The organism is Thalassotalea hakodatensis (genome assembly GCF_030295995.1).
Lineage (GTDB): Bacteria > Pseudomonadota > Gammaproteobacteria > Enterobacterales > Alteromonadaceae > Thalassotalea_C > Thalassotalea_C hakodatensis.
This window is the reverse complement of record NZ_AP027365.1, coordinates 583,823-600,032: the sequence shown is the minus strand read 5'-3', so window position 1 is coordinate 600,032 and position 16,210 is coordinate 583,823. Positions and strand designations below refer to the sequence as shown.

At 38.6% G+C, this 16,210-nt stretch carries 20 protein-coding genes; 8 read left to right on the top strand and 12 right to left on the bottom strand.

Features of this window, described 5'->3' with window-relative positions; genetic code table 11:
- Positions 1 to 176: 176 nt before the first annotated feature.
- The 3 genes from cgtA to rplU form a co-directional block, all read right to left on the bottom strand.
- On the bottom strand, positions 177 to 1,337 hold the full coding sequence (cgtA, locus tag QUE72_RS02570; protein ID WP_286271334.1) for an Obg family GTPase CgtA: 1,161 nt from the start codon (positions 1,335 to 1,337) through the stop codon (positions 177 to 179).
- Between the two features lie 123 nt (positions 1,338 to 1,460).
- Positions 1,461 to 1,718: a 50S ribosomal protein L27 gene (gene rpmA / locus QUE72_RS02565; RefSeq protein ID WP_074498721.1), complete on the bottom strand. Its 258-nt coding sequence runs from the start codon at positions 1,716 to 1,718 to the stop codon at positions 1,461 to 1,463.
- A 17-nt stretch (positions 1,719 to 1,735) separates the two neighbouring features.
- Positions 1,736 to 2,047, bottom strand: coding sequence for a 50S ribosomal protein L21 (rplU, locus tag QUE72_RS02560; protein ID WP_286271331.1), 312 nt, complete (start codon positions 2,045 to 2,047; stop codon positions 1,736 to 1,738).
- A gap of 233 nt (positions 2,048 to 2,280) precedes the next feature.
- On the opposite strand from rplU, the gene ispB reads away from it, so the two are divergent.
- Together ispB and QUE72_RS02550 are read left to right on the top strand one after the other, a co-directional pair.
- The gene (gene ispB / locus QUE72_RS02555) at positions 2,281 to 3,252 is read left to right on the top strand and encodes an octaprenyl diphosphate synthase (protein ID WP_286271330.1); all 972 of its coding nucleotides are present in this window, start codon (positions 2,281 to 2,283) and stop codon (positions 3,250 to 3,252) included.
- 116 nt (positions 3,253 to 3,368) lie between these two features.
- Positions 3,369 to 4,172, top strand: coding sequence for a UDP-2,3-diacylglucosamine diphosphatase (locus QUE72_RS02550; protein ID WP_286271329.1), 804 nt, complete (start codon positions 3,369 to 3,371; stop codon positions 4,170 to 4,172).
- A gap of 43 nt (positions 4,173 to 4,215) precedes the next feature.
- Here QUE72_RS02550 and mdh read toward each other — a convergent pair whose 3' ends face one another.
- Positions 4,216 to 5,151, bottom strand: coding sequence for a malate dehydrogenase (gene mdh / locus QUE72_RS02545; protein ID WP_286271328.1), 936 nt, complete (start codon positions 5,149 to 5,151; stop codon positions 4,216 to 4,218).
- 301 nt (positions 5,152 to 5,452) lie between these two features.
- On the opposite strand from mdh, the gene argR reads away from it, so the two are divergent.
- Both argR and QUE72_RS02535 read left to right on the top strand, forming a co-directional pair.
- Entirely contained in the window at positions 5,453 to 5,938 is a 486-nt protein-coding gene (gene argR, locus QUE72_RS02540) for a transcriptional regulator ArgR (RefSeq protein WP_286271326.1), read from the top strand.
- A gap of 181 nt (positions 5,939 to 6,119) precedes the next feature.
- A complete protein-coding gene (locus QUE72_RS02535; RefSeq protein ID WP_286271324.1) occupies positions 6,120 to 6,716 on the top strand; it encodes a PEP-CTERM sorting domain-containing protein in 597 nt (198 codons plus the stop codon).
- 46 nt (positions 6,717 to 6,762) lie between these two features.
- On the opposite strand, the gene QUE72_RS02530 is transcribed toward QUE72_RS02535, so the two are convergent.
- From QUE72_RS02530 to QUE72_RS02510, 5 genes are all read right to left on the bottom strand, one after another.
- Positions 6,763 to 7,692 carry a Dyp-type peroxidase gene (locus QUE72_RS02530; protein WP_286271322.1) on the bottom strand — a complete coding sequence of 310 codons (930 nt, stop codon included), beginning with the start codon at positions 7,690 to 7,692 and terminating at the stop codon, positions 6,763 to 6,765.
- 121 nt (positions 7,693 to 7,813) lie between these two features.
- Positions 7,814 to 9,079, bottom strand: coding sequence for an ammonium transporter (locus tag QUE72_RS02525; RefSeq protein ID WP_286272939.1), 1,266 nt, complete (start codon positions 9,077 to 9,079; stop codon positions 7,814 to 7,816).
- A 9-nt stretch (positions 9,080 to 9,088) separates the two neighbouring features.
- Positions 9,089 to 9,427 (bottom strand): P-II family nitrogen regulator, encoded by a 339-nt coding sequence (gene glnK, locus QUE72_RS02520; protein ID WP_074498730.1) that lies wholly within the window; start codon positions 9,425 to 9,427, stop codon positions 9,089 to 9,091.
- Between the two features lie 361 nt (positions 9,428 to 9,788).
- A complete protein-coding gene (locus QUE72_RS02515) occupies positions 9,789 to 10,634 on the bottom strand; it encodes an HDOD domain-containing protein (protein ID WP_286271320.1) in 846 nt (281 codons plus the stop codon).
- A gap of 126 nt (positions 10,635 to 10,760) precedes the next feature.
- Complete coding sequence (locus QUE72_RS02510; protein ID WP_286271319.1) at positions 10,761 to 11,591, bottom strand: DUF2797 domain-containing protein; 831 nt, start codon at positions 11,589 to 11,591, stop codon at positions 10,761 to 10,763.
- 78 nt (positions 11,592 to 11,669) lie between these two features.
- Between QUE72_RS02510 and QUE72_RS02505 the strand changes: the two genes are divergently transcribed.
- Positions 11,670 to 11,951, top strand: coding sequence for a GIY-YIG nuclease family protein (locus tag QUE72_RS02505; protein ID WP_074498733.1), 282 nt, complete (start codon positions 11,670 to 11,672; stop codon positions 11,949 to 11,951).
- Between the two features lie 119 nt (positions 11,952 to 12,070).
- On the top strand, positions 12,071 to 12,781 hold the full coding sequence (locus QUE72_RS02500) for a DUF3581 family protein (protein ID WP_074498734.1): 711 nt from the start codon (positions 12,071 to 12,073) through the stop codon (positions 12,779 to 12,781).
- Positions 12,782 to 12,816: 35 nt separating this feature from the next.
- Here QUE72_RS02500 and QUE72_RS02495 read toward each other — a convergent pair whose 3' ends face one another.
- Positions 12,817 to 13,050 (bottom strand): PGPGW domain-containing protein, encoded by a 234-nt coding sequence (locus QUE72_RS02495; RefSeq protein ID WP_139302601.1) that lies wholly within the window; start codon positions 13,048 to 13,050, stop codon positions 12,817 to 12,819.
- A 160-nt stretch (positions 13,051 to 13,210) separates the two neighbouring features.
- Positions 13,211 to 13,681, bottom strand: coding sequence for a hypothetical protein (locus QUE72_RS02490; RefSeq protein ID WP_286271316.1), 471 nt, complete (start codon positions 13,679 to 13,681; stop codon positions 13,211 to 13,213).
- Between the two features lie 135 nt (positions 13,682 to 13,816).
- On the opposite strand from QUE72_RS02490, the gene QUE72_RS02485 reads away from it, so the two are divergent.
- Entirely contained in the window at positions 13,817 to 14,665 is an 849-nt protein-coding gene (locus QUE72_RS02485; RefSeq protein ID WP_286271314.1) for a DNA ligase, read from the top strand.
- A gap of 9 nt (positions 14,666 to 14,674) precedes the next feature.
- Positions 14,675 to 15,292: a LysE family translocator gene (locus QUE72_RS02480; RefSeq protein WP_074498737.1), complete on the top strand. Its 618-nt coding sequence runs from the start codon at positions 14,675 to 14,677 to the stop codon at positions 15,290 to 15,292.
- Here the strand turns inward: QUE72_RS02480 and QUE72_RS02475 are convergent.
- A complete protein-coding gene (locus QUE72_RS02475) occupies positions 15,289 to 16,194 on the bottom strand; it encodes a class I SAM-dependent methyltransferase (protein ID WP_286271310.1) in 906 nt (301 codons plus the stop codon). The two genes, QUE72_RS02480 and QUE72_RS02475, sit on opposite strands and share 4 nt — an antisense overlap.
- Between the last annotated feature and the right edge of the window lie 16 nt (positions 16,195 to 16,210).

Sequence of the window (16,210 nt, the reverse complement as noted above, 5' to 3'; positions counted from 1 at the left end):
AGTAAATAACCCGAGCTCAGGTTAGATAGGTATGCAGTGCTTGTTCAATGTCCACAAAAAATCCGTAATCAGTTACCTGATTACGGATTTTGCATGTTCGATCGATCAAGCAAACATATGTTTAACTGATCGGCATTAAGCATAAGTCCGCTTTATATTAACGCCAATAGATATATCTAACGTCGATATTCTACTTCTACATCGTAATCGTCTTCGTCCCAATCTTCATCGTCAAGATCGTCTTCAACATCATCAAGTGCTTCTTGATGATAAGTATCCCATTTAAACTCAACGGCTTTATCTTCTGGCACTTCTTCTTCGATTTCGCCAGGTAAAGTCTCAATAAAGCTCATTAATGCTTGGCATAACTCTTCAGTACCCTGCTTATTAAAGGCCGATATTTCAAACACTTTATCTTGCCAATCTAAGCCATTAACAATACGCTCAGTGACTTCTTTTGCTTCTTCTTCAAGCATCAGATCTAGCTTATTCAATACTAACCAGCGCGGCTTGCCAGCCAATTTATCAGAATGCTTTTCAAGCTCTTGAATAATTGTGTTAGCATTTTCAAGTGGATCAGATCCATCAACGGGCATTACATCAACAACGTGCAGTAAAACACGACAACGTTCTAAATGTTTTAAAAATTGAGTACCTAAACCTGCTCCATCGGCCGCACCTTCGATTAAGCCAGGAATATCTGCAATAACGAAACTACGTTGGGCATTTAACCGCACCACACCTAAATTAGGGACAAGTGTTGTAAACGGATAGTCTGCTACTTTAGGTTTTGCGGCTGAAACACTACGAATTAACGTAGATTTACCAGCATTCGGTAACCCTAATAAACCAACGTCCGCTAACAGTAATAACTCTAGCTTTAAGTTACGTATTTCACCTGCGGTACCATCCGTTTTCTGGCGAGGCGCGCGGTTAGTGCTGCTTTTGAAGCGTGAATTACCTAACCCATGCCAACCACCTTTGGCAACCATAAGCTTTTGTTTATGTTTTGTTAAATCACCTAGTTGTTCCTCGGTATCAACATCAACAGCACGCGTGCCAACGGGTACTTTCAATACTAAGTCTTCCCCCCGCTTTCCGGTCATATCGCGGCTTTTACCATTTTCTCCACGTTGCGCACGGTGAAAACGTTCAAATTGGTAATCAATGAGTGTGTTCAAATTTTCATCTGCGATCAAATAAACATCGCCGCCATCGCCGCCATCGCCGCCATTCGGGCCACCAAATTCTACATACTTTTCTCTGCGGAAGCTGACACAACCATTACCACCATCACCTGCTTCTACACGGATTTCTGATTCGTCGACAAATTTCATGAGGGTTTTCGTTACTCCAATGCTAATTGCATGTACTCAGTATAATACCAAATAATGATTTTACTCGTTGCATAAAAAAAGCCCCGCTAATTCAGCAGGGCTTTTTCAAATAAGTAAACCTGATTATTCAGCGATAATGCTTACAAATTTGCGGTTTTTAGGACCTTTTACTTCAAACTGTACTTTACCGTCTGATAAAGCAAATAAAGTGTGATCTTTACCGATACCCATGTTGTCACCAGCGTGGAATCGAGTACCACGTTGACGAACAATAATGTTACCTGCTAAAACAGTTTCGCCACCAAAACGTTTAACACCTAAGCGTTTACTTTCTGAATCGCGACCATTTTTGGTACTACCTGCTGCCTTCTTATGTGCCATGTTAGAATGCTCCTAAATTAGCCGTTAATACCAGTAATTTTCACTTCAGTGAACCATTGGCGATGGCCCTGCTGCTTACGTGAATGCTTACGACGTTTAAACTTAACAATTTTAACTTTATCTCCACGACCTTGTGAAACAACTTCTGCTGTTACCTTGCCGCCTGAAATGTAAGGTGCACCTACATTCACATTCTCGCCATCAGCGATCATTAAAACGTTATCGAAATCTACTGAAGCACCTACTTCTAGTTCAAGCTTTTCTAAGCGAACTGTTTGTCCTTCAGAAACACGGTGCTGCTTACCACCGCTTTGGAATACCGCGTACATTTGCTACTCCGAACTGCGCCTATCAAGGGTATGACGCATAAATTTAAAAATATAGGGCGCGAATTCTACGCCAAGACAAAAATTATCGCAAGTATATTTATACGCTATTTTACACTTTTTTGACTAATTAGTGATGATACTAATATCCCCCTTCTTTATTGCCTATTTTAGTGTAAACTTGGCGTCATTAAATAACGTAACGCTTTTATAAGACATACTAGTCATTTTTTCTTATGGATCTTCAACAAATTCAAGCACTCGCACAACAAGACATGGACGCGGTAAATGATTTAATTTATCAGCAGTTACAATCAGATGTCGTGTTAATTAATCAACTTGGTGTGTATATCGTTAATGCCGGCGGCAAACGCATGCGCCCAATGTTAACCGTGTTAGCCGCAAGAGCATTAGCTAACCAATCGAGCCAACATATCGATATTGCCGCCATTATTGAATTTATCCACACTGCCACATTATTACATGACGATGTAGTAGATGAATCAGCATTACGCCGCGGTAGAGAAACAGCCAATGCCTTGTTTGGTAATAGTGCCAGCGTTCTAGTTGGCGACTTTTTATATACTCGCTCTTTTCAAATGATGACCAAACTCAATAACATGCATATTATGGACGTATTGTCAGATGCAACGAATATTGTTGCCGAAGGGGAAGTATTACAATTAATGAATTGCAATGACCCTGATACTTCCGAAGAAAGTTATATGCAGGTCATTTATTGTAAAACAGCAAAACTTTTTGAGGCAGCAACACGTTTAGCTGCGGTTGTTTCTGAGCAACCAAAACATATAGAAAAAGCGATGCAAGAGTACGGTAAATATTTAGGTACTGCATTTCAGCTCGTTGATGACATTATGGACTACACAGCTGATGCTAAAGAAATGGGTAAAAATGTTGGTGACGATCTCGCCGAAGGAAAGCCCACCTTACCCCTTATTTATGCCATGAATAACGGCACAGCAGAACAAAGACAACTCATTAGAGATGCCATTGAACATTGTAACGGAATGGATAACCTTGATGCCATATTACAGGCAATGGAAGACACTGGTTCGCTTAGATATACACAGAAAATCGCTGAACTAGAAGCTGATAAAGCCATTAATGCATTATCTGTATTGCCTGAATCTCAATATAAACAAGCATTAATAGCATTAACACATATTGCAGCCAATAGACGCCACTAAATTATACCAATCAGTGTGGTGTAATACCCACACTGTAAAATTTCCTTCATTTTTCTGTCGCTTAACTGAAACCTTCGCTTTTTATGCTGTAATGACACTTATAAAAGGTGATCACTATGACTTCTCAATTGCCAGAAAAAATTGTCACTCGTACGGTTTGGATTTCAGACATTCATTTAGGCTACAAAGACTGTAAAGCAGAATATTTATTGCAATTTTTAGATCGACTTGAGTGTGAAACACTCTTTTTAGTCGGAGATATCATTGACGTATGGTCACTTTCTCGTCGACTCTATTGGCCAGAACAGCATAATAAGGTCATCAGTAAGCTAATGACGATGGCAAAGCACCAATGCCGCGTTATTTATGTTCCCGGCAATCATGACATTAACTTTAGAGAATTCTCTGGACATATTTTTGGCAATATAGAAGTTCATCGTTCGTATATTCATGAAACTGTCGATAAACGAAAATTATTGATCATTCATGGCGATGAGCTCGATAGTGTTGTTCGCTTTAGCCGCATCAATAAATACATTGGTGATAGTGCTTATGATTTTTTATTGTTTTTAAATCGTTGGACCAACATTATTCGAAAAAAATTCGGTTATGGCTACTGGTCTTTTGCTAAGTATCTAAAAGTTCGTATTAAAAAAGCTAAAAAGGCGATAGAAACCTTTGAAGATGCCGCCATTGATCTCGCGAAAAAGCAGCAGCTCGATGGGGTAATTTGCGGCCATATTCATCATGCCAATATCAAAGAAAAAGACGGAATTTTATATTGCAATGATGGTGACTGGATTGAAAGCTGCACTTTTATTGCCGAGGATTATCATGGTACCTTAGCCGTCACTCATTGGTCGGAAACAGTACAAACCGCGCAAATGATTGATCTTGCGAAAATAAAACGTGTGGCATAAAAGCCTGAGCATTACTCAGGCTTTTATGATCAAAAACGCAATATTAGCCGTTGATGAAGTCGATACCTTCTTGAATATCTTTGTTCAATGTTGCTAGCATATCTTCTTTAGCTTGTTGTTCAAAGGCACTTAGCTCGCCGTAAGGTAAAATTTCTTCAACGCCATTTTTACCTAAGCGAACAGGGTGCGCAAAGTAAGCTGCATCGCCATTTTCAACAGATACATACGCATAATCTACAACACTTTCGCCTTTTAAACCTTTCACAAGCGATAACGTAAAACGTGCAGCTGCTGCGCCCATAGATAACGTTGCAGAACCACCACCCGCTTTAGCATTTACCACTTCTGTACCTGCATTTTGAATGCGAGGTGTTAATGATGCTACTTCATCATCAGAAAAAGTTACGCCTTCAACTTGCGAAAGAAGCGGTAAAATTGTCGTACCAGAGTGCCCACCGATAACAGGCACTTTCACATCGATAACATTTAAGCCTTTTAATTCAGCAATAAAAGCTTCTGAACGAATTACATCTAGCGTTGTTACACCAAATACGCGGTTAGCTTCATAAGTACCTGCTTTTTTAAAGACTTCAGCCACAATAGGTACAGTGCCATTAACAGGGTTAGTAATTACACCTACTAGCGCTTTAGGGCAATTTGCAACAATACCTTCAGCTAATGTTTTAATAATGCCAGCATTTACGTTAAATAAATCAGCGCGATCCATACCTGGCTTACGAGGCATACCTGCTGGAATAATAACAATATCAGCGCCTGTTAATGCTGCTGATAAATCATCTGCACCATAACCTTTAACCGTTACAGCTGTTGGGATGTGACTTAAATCAACAGCCACACCAGGAACAACAGGTGCAACATCGTATAATGCTAAGTCAGAGCCGGCTGGTAATTGAGTTTTTAATAATAAAGATAACGCTTGGCCGATACCGCCAGCTGCGCCTAGAACAGCTACTTTCATTGGAATTCTCCGAAATTTGAGTATTTACGTAAAATTTGGTTGCCAAAAGATAAAGCATTAGCTCCCAAAAAACAATGTTTAATAATTAGCCCTGGTGCTATCAGACTGTTTATACTTTATACAAAGTAAATGTCGTCGATAATATTCAATAAAACACCATTAACAATTTGTCAGCCATCAACACATGTAAACTTACTTGCTCATCTGTAATGACCTACAAGGATAGCGTATAATCCGGATAACGGTATAATACGTAGTATTAACTCAACTTACTTTAGTGGTAATTAAGAAGAATATTTTTATGACAACGGTACAACAAAAACAAGAAGTATTGGTCACCGCCTTTAAAGACTTACTCAAACAAGAACAGTTTGGTTCGCAAAGCGACATTGTTGAAGCCTTAAAAGCACAAGGTTTTGATAACATTAGTCAATCAAAAGTCTCTAGAATGTTGAGTAAGTTTGGTGCTGTTCGCACCCGTAACGCTCGCCAAGACATGGTATATTGTTTGCCTGCTGAGTTAGGTGTCCCTACTGCAAAAAGCCCACTTCGTCAGTTAGTCATTGATATTGAACATAATGAAATGATGATCATCATTCGTACTAGCCCAGGTGCCGCGCAATTAATCGCGCGTTTATTAGATAGTTTAAGTAAAGCTGACGGTGTTTTAGGTACTATCGCTGGTGATGATACTATTTTTATTGCCCCGACAAGCGTAAAAGAAATCAAACAAACGTTAGTACGATTAGAAGAACTATTTTCGAAAAACTCCACATTAAATAGCTAATGATCACTATGAATTAATAAGAACATTGACATCATAGTTAAGTAAGGCTGTCAGTTTTTTTTACAGCGGTGTTACCCTAAATAAAAAATTTTTACTTAGGCAAATGAAATATAAACACTTTTACATTATGGACACATAATTGCTTATATCATAGAACTTAACTACAGAGGTTATAACTTCCATGATAAAATTAATAAAAACGCTTTTGCTTTCTGCGTTGCTTTTCACTGTGTCAGCTAATGCTACTCTTATCTACAGTGAAAATAACGATGGTGATTTAGACGCCATCGGAAGTACAAACGTAGCACTTGTTGCAGGTGTAAACACAATTACCGGTTCAATTACACAAACACCAACGGGTGATACAGATCGTGTTAAGTTCACACAGTTAGATGGCATGACCGTTGATAGTATAGTTTTATCATTCGCTGGTATCTGGGATGATGCTAATATTGGTCAGTCAATGACTGCAGCATTATTTAATGACGATGCAAATTTATTTGATGATAATTTCAATCAAATAAATTCTGGCGCAGACATTACTGCATCATTTTTCGATAGCTTGGGACCAGAAACGGGACCAATTAGTCAAACAACGAGTGGGGCAATGTGGGACTTTCAACTAAGCTCAGGTATTGTATGGCCTTCGCAAGCTTGGACCCTAACTATCAACACTAGCATGGATCAAACTCAACCACCTGTTGATATTCCTGAGCCAAGTTCTATAGCAGTATTACTGTTAGCTTTAGTTGGTTATAGGTTAACTAAACGTAGCTAATATATCACACAATGACAGTCAACTATTGGCTGTCATTGTGATTTCGTTATACCTCTTTAGCAAGCCCTGCAAGAAAGTTTAAACTTGGTGCAAAAAACGATGCTCCTGTTTCAGCCTGCGTATATTTAAGCATATGATCAAAATTTCCTTGTTCATCGCCTTCTATCATACTTTTTAGCATTAATTCAAAATGCTCCGGTGTATGACAATAAGATACGAACATTAACCCTTTTAATTTCATATCTCCATAAGGCATGCTTTGTCGTAGTATTTCTAAGCTTTTACCTTCACTGTCTTTTAAATTAGTGCGCTTTATATGAGAAGTCGGTAGTTTATTTTCAGTAGTGTACTCTTCATTATCAATTTTAGTGCGGGCAATAACATCTTCTTGTTCTTTCACTTTGAGCGTATTCCATAAATTTAAATTATGGCGATAACGTTGAATATGTAAATAACTACCCGCTGCAAACTCGCTGTCTTGTTCATTTTTAATCAAAGCAACGTCACGTCTAAACCTTCCTTGGGGATTTTCAGTACCATCAACAAAGCCAGTAAGATCTCGTCCATCCAGAAAACGAAAACCTCTTACTTGTTCTGCTAATTCAACACCACCAGCAAGTAATGAACATACCTTTTCAGCAACAATATGATTTACATCTGCACGATCACTGCGTAATTCTACATATAGGTCATAATTTATCGCTGGTGCAATACGGTCATCACACTTCAACTCTTCAAATGAACGTAGCATAGTCGGCCTTGCCTGTGGCCATAATTCGTCCCAATAATTCGCACCAATAGCAATAACTCCTGTTAAATTCGCTTCTGAGAATCTATCTGCGTAATTATCAAAGAGTGCCGGTAATCTAGCAAGCGCTTGCTTAATGTGCTCATTTTTATCATCCAGTACATTAAACAATAAATAATAGCCATGAAGGCTAGGCTCTGCACATATACCGAATTGTTCTCTTGCCATTGGTTATTTCTCAAAAAAGCTAATGTCTTAATAGTACACAATTTTAACTGCTTTTCAGTAAGAGTTATACATAAAAAAGCCAACGTCGCTGCGTTGGCTTCTCACTCATGTAAACAGTCGCTTAACCGCGGGTAAACTCAGGGTATGCTTCTAAACCACAATCTGATTTATCAACGCCTTCATACTCTTCTTCTTCAGTGACACGAATACCGATAGTCGCTTTTAATGCAAACCATACGATAAAACTGGTTGCAAATACCCAAGTAAAGATAGTTGCAGCACCGATTAATTGACCAGAAAAACTCGCGCCATCATTTGTTATCGGCACTAATAATAAACCTAATAAACCAACAACACCATGTACTGAAATTGCCCCCACTGGATCATCTATTTTTAATTTATCTAAACTAACAATCGATAAGACAACAACAAGACCGCCCAATACGCCAAACAATGTTGCTTGTAGCGCTGTAGGGGTAGAAGGCTCAGCAGTAATAGCAACCAAACCAGCTAGTGCACCATTTAACGCCATGGTTAAATCAGCTTTCTTAAATAAGATTCTTGCTAACACTAGCGCAGCTATAGCACCACCAGCAGCCGCCGCATTGGTATTTAGAAATACCATCGCCACTGAATGAGAATTACCAATATCACCAAGTTTTAACACCGAACCACCGTTAAAACCAAACCACCCCATCCATAAAATAAAGGTACCTAACGTTGCCAATGGCAAGTTAGCGCCCGGTATTGCATTTACTCGACCATTAGTACCATATTTTCCTTTACGCGCACCAAGTAATAAGACACCAGCTAACGCAGCAGCAGCACCCGCCATATGAACAATGCCAGAACCAGCAAAATCAGAAAAACCTAAATCGCCTAAATTATATAGGCCAAAAACAGCGTTGCCACCCCATGTCCAGCTACCTTCCATCGGATAAATTATCGCGGTTAACACAACAGTAAACAACAAGAAAGACCATAGTTTCATACGCTCAGCAACAGCGCCTGATACAATAGACATTGCTGTAGCAACAAACACGACTTGGAAGAAAAAGTCAGACGCAGTAGAGTAAATTGCACCACCAGTAAAACCATCTTCTCGGCCTGCAAAGTCTTTTAATACAGCATCAGCATCTACGGTTTCAATACCCGATAATAAAAAGCCACCACCATACATAATTTCATAGCCACAGACTAAGTACATAATGCAAGAAATAGAGTACAAAGCGACATTTTTTGTGAGAATTTCAGTCGTATTCTTAGCGCGTACCAGGCCAGCTTCCAGCATAGTAAAACCAGCAGCCATCCACATAACCAAAGCTCCACAAACGAGAAAATAGAATGTGTCCATGGCATATTGAAGGTGAAAAATATTTTGTTCCATCATTAACCCCTAAAGTGCTTCTACATCAGTTTCACCCGTACGAATTCGCACGGCTTGCTCAAGGTTGTAAACAAATATCTTGCCGTCACCTATTTTACCTGTGTAAGCTGATTTGCTAATCGCCTCCACTAAGCGTTCTACTTGATCGTCATTTACCGCAACTTCAAGTTTTACTTTTGGCAGAAAATCGACCTGATACTCTGCTCCACGATAGAGTTCTGTATGACCTTTTTGACGACCAAAACCCTTTACTTCACTTACGGTTAAACCTTCAACGCCGATTTCAGAAATCGCCTCACGAACATCATCGAGCTTGAAGGGTTTAACTATTGCGCTTATTAATTTCATTGACTACCCCTAGTTATTGTTTGTAAGTGAATATTCAATCGTTATGCCAATAAAAATAACAACTAAATTACAACAACTTATAATAAAATAAACGGTAGAACCACCATTTGATGCACTACATTAGTGCGCTAAACAAAGCGTACGTTTTCTTTTGGTGCATCAAATAAATGAAAGAAATAACGATAAGTAAAGTGTTTTAAGAATTTAGACTGAATTGATAATAGTTAGAGTTTGGGGTAATTATCGCGTTGTACTTATAATTAAACGATAACAGTCAACGTACTGATTACCCATCTAAAACCAACCCTATGAAGGCTTTAGAAAGGCATCTTTGAAAGTTGTTCTGTACTCGAGAAATGATTTAATAAATCATGGCTGCGCTAGGTTTTAAAATAGCGAGAATGGCTAATCTCTCCATATCGCAAAAGTTATTCGCCGCGTTTACGTTATCAGCTTTTAACATCATCTCTTGCATTTTTTCTTCCGTGAGTATCATGGTTTGTTCATGTTGTTGGCACTGATGGTTCATCAACATGATTCGTTTAGCGATAAACAGCAGTTTAGTTTCCATGGTACAATGTTCGAAGTTTTCCTCGTCTTGAAAGCGTATTGGCTCAATTAAGCTATACGGAAGCTGCCATAATTTTAATAATTCGCCTGTACAGTCTGCAAAGGTAAAACCAAATATATCACGCTGTTTTTGCCACGGTAGTTCATTTGAGGCTACCTGCCTTGCTTTTTTTACCTGTTCGGGTGCAAATTGCTGCATCACTAATTCACCTAAATTATGCATTAGCCCTAAAATGAATAGCCGCTCAGCATTAGGCACTTTTAATTGGAAGCCTAAGTATTTAATAATTAACGCGCAATCAACGCTATTTTCCCAAAACGCCTCTAGAAATTCAGGTTCAGCTTTAACCTCTTTAAATGCCTTAGTGGTAAAATACGCAATGACAAGATTATACACTTCGGTAATACCAAGCACTAAAACCGCTTTGGAAATTGTATCAATTTTACCGGGGTAATTAAAAAAAGAACTATTGGCTAACTTTAAAATTGTGCCTGCTAAAGCAGGATCCAATAAAATGACATCCGCTATATCATCTATAGTAGAGGCTTCATCATCAATAAGTTGTTTTATCCTGATAAATGAATCAGATAAAACGAATACTTCATTGGCTTTTTCAGCGTAATCTAATGCTTCCATATTGCTACCTTACGTGGTTAGACCAAATATACGTTGAACACTTTATACTCACAACACATACTCCAGTTGATGTTATATATGGTTACTTTCTTTGATTATAGACGGATTTTTCGTTACTGCAGATTATTATCCTACTTTAGCTTCAACATGGTACGAGGTAAATTTACGAATATTAATCACCCCAGTATCAAAGATAAGGTACTGTCCTTTTATCCCTTGTAAAATACCACTAACTTCTTGATGTTTATCAAAATTGAAAGAAGACACTTTAGTTGGATATTGTGTGACAGGAAATGATAAATCTACCACTGAATGTTCCAACTCTTCAATGGCTTCTTCCCCATAATTCAATTGTAATTCGGCTAATTTATCCCGAATTAACGGTTTTAGCTCTTGCGCGACCTGTTGTAAATCAACATTCTTTGTTTCGCCCTTGAGCATTGCTCGCCAATTTGTTTTATCAGCGATATGCTGAGCTAGCGCTATCTCAACTAAACCTGACTGAAGACGAGAACTGACCTTAAAAATAGGCAGTGCCTGCGTCGCACCTTGATCAATCCAACGTGTCGGAATTTGTGTTTCACGGGTAATACCCACCTTAACACCAGAAGTATTTGCTAAGTAAACATAATGAGGCATAAAACAATTTCTTTCTCCCCATTCAGGCTCTCTGCAAGTACCTAAATGAAAATGACAAGTTTCTGGCTTCATAATACACATATCGCATTGTGCTAATTTCTGCATACAAGGAAAACAAAAACCTTGAGAGTAGCTTTTTTTCGTTTTTCGGCCACAGTGTTGGCAACTAATATGCTGCTGAAAAGTAAGAGTAAGATGATGACCAATCACATCATTTAACGGTAAGGCATTATCACCAATGGGTAACTGATAGTTAACATTGCCTTGTTCAGAGAGCTGTGCCGTCATTTTTTTTAACGGGCCTGCGGGTATTTGCATATCAAACTTCAAAATATGTTATTTTGCAGACATGTTAAGTAAAACAACCACGCAATAGCAAGCGAAGATTCATTGATTATGCCCTCAGCAACATGGTTCGTTTATTTTTTACGCTGCGCAGATAATAGCTTGTATGCCGGAGTCACAACTGATCTAGCACGGCGAGTACACGAACATAACCAAACAGCGAAAGGCGCAAAATATACACGTGTACGCCGCCCAGTAAGTTTAGCTTATGCAGAGCCTGCAGCACATCGAAAGGAAGCTTGTCAGCGGGAGTACTACCTTCGTAAACTATCAAAAAAACAAAAAGAGCAGTTAGTGGCACAATTTACACTTGAAAAAGAGGTACAAGTGTAAGCTGAAAGCCTTGTTTTTACTGGTCTGCTTAGTTAGTAGATGCTATTAATCTTTCGATTTTTTAGCAAACTACTGGTAGAATGCGTCGGTTTTTACTTGAAGTACCAGAAGAATAACTTATGTATTTAGAAAATTATTGCCATATTGATAACGGCAAAATCAGTTTTAGCCGAGAGCAGGCAAGCAACTTTGCCAAAAATATTGCCGATGATTTTAATCCTTTGCATGACATAGAAGCCAAAAGATTCTGTGTGCCTGGCGATCTATTATTTGCCTTAAACTTAGAAACTTCTGGTTTATCTCAAGAAATGAAATTTACCTTTTCAGGGATGGTTTCAGACGGTATATCTCTAACCTTTCCTAGTGACATCAATGAAAAAGCAGCAATCGTTGATGATAATGGCAAAGAGTATTTAACCATTGAAGCCAGCGGTGAATGCACTAAAGATGCTAAAACAATTGCAGCCTTAACCTCAGCTTATGTTGAATTTTCAGGGCATACTTTTCCGCACATTCTGGTTGAGTTAATGAAGCAAAACCAAGTGATGATCAATCCTACTCGTCCAATGGTCATGTATGAAAGTATGACAATACACCTAAACTCATTGTCGTTTAAAAACGTAAAATTGTCTTTAGCAGACTCAAAGCTTTCATTAGAAGGTAAGCGTGGTGTTGCTGATTTAATTTTTAATTTATACGATGGCGACACTATCATTGGTCATGGCAAAAAACACATGCTTCTTAGCGGTTTACGCCCTTATGAACAAGACGTGATTGATAACATTGTGCAGTTATATATTGACAAAAAGCAACAGCATATCAAATCTTAATACACCAAATTAACGCAGAAAATCGCTGCGTTAATTTAACCGCGATACTTACGTTTTAGTAACCAACGATCTATTTCAACGGCTCGTTTACGAAGCCAACGCTGACTTCGTTTCAACCATTGCTGTGCCCACACATATTTTGTACTTAACATTGCTAAACCAAGTGGAATAAAAATGACAGCTGGGCCCGGCAATAAAATAAACACAAGACCAATAAGAAGAAATATAAATCCACCAATGATCATCAAAGATGATTGTAATCTTTTCACGCAAACCTCATCGATAAAAAATTATAGAGACCTGTTTTGATAGCAAAATTCAAACCAAAACCTAAGGCATTGTATTAAAAGCAAAAAATAGAATAACCTCTGTTTTTTATCACGAGGTTCACGACTATTGTACTCATTTGACCAATCATTAACGATTCAATCATTGCTGCTCAAAAAGCAACTGCTGACGTTGCTCATCCTTTAAACACTTTGCAAAGGTAGACAATTTCTTTGGTGATTTACATATCGCTAACGGTTGATAAAAATCAAGCCAGGCTTGTTGTTTAGCTCCTTGATATTTTGCTTTTATTCTAACGTTATTAGTCAGTGGTTTGACGGCAGTTAACGTGATAAGGCTTTTTTGTTTGAACTGACGTTTCAGCCCTTTTTTATCGCCTTTTGCTTTCTTAGTTGCTTTCTTTAACTTGCCTCGTTTGCAATCCCACCATCTGCTATATGCAGCCCGTTCCTGCTTAGCAAGCTTGACGCCCTGCGAAGCACTGTAACCTTGACGCTGTTTTGACTGAATATTATTTAATTTAGTTTCATATGAGGAGCAATTTTTCTTCGCCTGTAAACCATAGCTAACCATCAAAAGCGTTAATGCCAGCGCAATACGTATATTGTTCATATGCAATTCCCTTTGCGTATTTATTTAGCAACGAGTCTAGTACATAAAAACGGCTTTGCTCGCATTTTTATCGTTAGCTTCTATACTTGCCAATAATTTTATTCATCCTCCCATTACTGAACAAGGACGTTCCACATGGCCAATTATCTTATGACTTCCTGCTTAGCATTGTTATTATTGTCAGGATTAATAACATTAAAAGCCGCTGAAATCGATGGGTTACAACACAGCGTTACTTACCAAAAACCAGATGATATTAGCCAATATTGGGTCAGTGAAAAACTAGACGGTGTTCGTGGTAGATGGACAGGTAAGTCATTAAAAACACGCAATGGAAACCACATTAATGTACCTTCATGGTTTATTAAACGATGGCCAAACACACCATTAGATGGCGAGATTTGGTTAAGCCATGGAGAGTTTCAAGCGACAATGTATTGTATCGCGAAACAAGGTACTCAGCATTATTCGTGTTGGCGTCAATTAACTTTTATGATCTTCGATTTACCTGAACACTCAGGCACGTTTACCGCACGAATTTCAGCCTTAGAAGCACTTATTCAACAGGCTAATTCACCTTACCTTCAAATGATCCCTCAAGTAAAAGTCGCCACTTTTTCAGCATTAGAAAACAAACTTTCTACTGTGATTAACAACCAAGGTGAAGGATTAATGCTGCATCATAAAGATACCTATTACCAAGTAGGCAGAACACAGGCATTGATGAAATTAAAGCGAAAACAGGATGCCGAAGCACAAGTAGTCGCGCATATAGCTGGCAAAGGTAAGTATACTGGTATGCTAGGTTCATTACAGGTAAAAATGCCCAACGGCTTAACCTTTCGGATTGGCTCTGGTTTTAGTGATAAAGAACGACAACAACCACCAGCAATTGGCAGTACAATAACCTATCAATATATTGGTAAAACCAAGCGAGGTGTGCCAAAATTTGCGAGCTTTTTACGCATTCGCCCAGCAGAGTAGGATTTTTCAATGGAATTACATTTGTGGCTATCATTAGTTGCTATTTGCATTATGGGAGCATTATCGCCTGGTCCTAGCTTGGCTGTGGTGGTAAAAAACACCTTGCACGGTAATGCAATACAAGGATATGCCACCGCAATAAGTCACGGTGTAGGCGTTGCGTTATATGCCGCACTTACCACTTTAGGTATTGCAGTACTTATTGTTCAATCACCCATTCTCTTTCAGATAATACAATACGCTGGTGCTGCTTTCTTATGTTACTTAGGTATTAAAGCCTTGATGAGTAAGCCTATAAAAGCCAGCGATAATAACGACACAAGTCAAAGCGCTGACAAAAAAGTAAATGGTTGGCGAGACGGCTTTTTAATTGCATTTTTAAACCCTAAACTTGCGATCTTTTTTCTCGCATTGTTTAGTCAGTTTGTAAGCCCAGAGGCAACGTTCAATGAAAAAGCTATCATGGTAGCAACAGTAGGCTGTATCGATGCCCTATGGTATATCCTTGTCGCTTTTTTATTTTCCAGAGGCCCTGTTATCGAAAAACTTAAAAATAACAGCCATATCATTGATAGGATCACCGGCAGTTTTTTAATTTTACTTGCCGCGCGCGTTGTTATTAATTAAAGCGGTAAATACTTAAACTTGAGTGCTTTTAACCCCTTACCAGCAGTCGCTTCTTTGAACACTGTTGGGTTCAATATTTTTTCGATAAATTGACAATCGGGGCACTCTCTTTTCATTTCTTCAAGTAAAAACTGTTCATCAAGATCTGGCGAATTTAAACATAGCAATAATTCTGCATCAGGGCTGAGTAGCTGCGGAATACGTGACAGAATTTTTTTATAATCACGCGCGATATTTACACTGCCTTTTTGAAAGGAGGGTGGATCGCAAATCATGAGTTGATAAGGTCCATATTTTTTTAATCGATTGTATGATTTAAAAATATCAACACCTTCAAAAATCACCTTTGATAAATCATGCTGATTAAGCCGATGATTATCACGCCCTTTAGCCAATGCTCCTTTCGCCATATCAATGTTTACCACTTTGCTCGCGCCACCTGCTACTGCTGCAACGGAAAAAGCACAAGTATATGCAAACAAATTAAGTACTTTTTTGCCCTCAGCGTGAGCTTGTACCCATTGACGACCATTAGCCATATCTAGAAACAAGCCAATATTTTGCGATTTACCTAATTGAATGTGATAGTGCAAACCATGTTCGGTAACCTCAGTTTCAGAAATTGTTTCACCTAACAAAACTTCAGTGGGTGCTTTAGCAAGGTAGCGCCTTTGTACTTGCACGGAACGGCATAAAGGCACACGGTTTAATAACATATCTGCCGTTTCGTGTAACCACACATCATCAACAGTTTGATACAAAGTGATCAACACAACAGGCGCTAACCAATCAACGTTCACATGCTCAAAATTTTCAAAAGCATGTCCTCGACCATGAAATAAACGTTGGCACTGGCTAAAATCAGCAGCAGTGATATTTTGCTCAACTTCGGTTAAAAACAAAGTAACTTCCTTAAAA